The organism is Bradyrhizobium sp. Kon37, from assembly GCF_055807535.1.
Window position 1 is genome coordinate 1 of the sequence record NZ_JBVVOY010000074.1, and the last position, 1,085, is coordinate 1,085.

At 41.6% G+C, this 1,085-nt stretch carries 2 protein-coding genes; one reads left to right on the plus strand and one right to left on the minus strand.

Annotation, left to right across the window (positions count from 1 at the left end; all coding sequences use genetic code 11):
• The coding region (locus AC0L3J_RS37060) for a hypothetical protein (RefSeq protein WP_473350380.1) at positions 1-370 on the plus strand (370 nt) is incomplete at its 5' end.
• A 525-nt stretch (positions 371-895) separates the two neighbouring features.
• Here the strand turns inward: AC0L3J_RS37060 and AC0L3J_RS37065 are convergent.
• Positions 896-1,085, minus strand: a 190-nt coding sequence (locus AC0L3J_RS37065; protein WP_473350381.1) for a hypothetical protein, incomplete at its 5' end; no start/stop codon positions are given.

Here is a 1,085-nt window from a genome sequence, read left to right on the forward strand (position 1 = left end):
GTTTAGCCAGAATCCAACGATGACAAGACAACAGTTACTGCCTCTTGTTTTGCAGTGGTTGATGGAAGGCGAAACGGTAGTGTCAGAACTAGAAAAGCCCTCCAAGAGTAAAAAGGTTTCGGCTATAAAGGTAGTCAAGCCCAGCGACTGGGATAGCTTGCCTGATACGGATTTACGTTATATCTATTCACAACGCCAACCTGAAAAAACCATGCATGGGCGGAGGGTCAAAGCTAAAGCACCAGCTTTCAACGCCGTTCTTAATTTCTCTATTTTGTTGATAGTGCCTAAAAATACTTTCATACGAATCCATAACATCTTGATCCGAAAACAACCAAACCAAAAGCTGCACTACGGCCGACTGCTCTAACGCCCCTTTAGGAAACGATGAACTGGGTAAGATCCTTATCTCTAAATGATCTCGCTCAACCTCATACTGAACGTCGAACTCTTGCTGTAAAGCGGTACTGCTCAAACAGCTTCGACAGAAATAGGAGTTAATTAAAAATAATGACCGAGCTAGCTCTAACTGTGGGATGTGATAACGAGTCTTGCTATATGGTGTTTCAGCTTCGTAAATAAATGAACTCTGCGCTCCATCCTTGTTGCGTACGGAAGCAAAGGACGAGAGATTAGGAAAATCGATTATTTTGGCTCGTTGAAGATCCGATGCTTCAAACTCAATCACACGATCCGCCTTATTTATTTGCTTTGTTGTACTGTTAACCACCTTAGCTCGACTTAATAAAGGCAAATGAGTAAATCGAGTCCATTTCCGTTCTTGCATTGGATTAAACCAAACAAAAATACGCCACTCCTTATGACCCGAGTTACGGAATAAATGACCAATATGTACAACCTGCACATTGTCATTAAATGTAGCTAGCCTAACCACTCACTCTTCCCCATAAACCATTTCCAAGAATCTTTGTGCTTCCTCAGTTATCCGCTCTTTAGATAACGTTGCACTTCTTAATAATCGCCAGCGCCTAAGCTCAACATCTTCCTGTTTAAGCTTAATAAAAGCTTGGCTAATCCGTCTAATTTGATAATCTTCCACACTCTCTGAGTAACGCTTTAAGCAA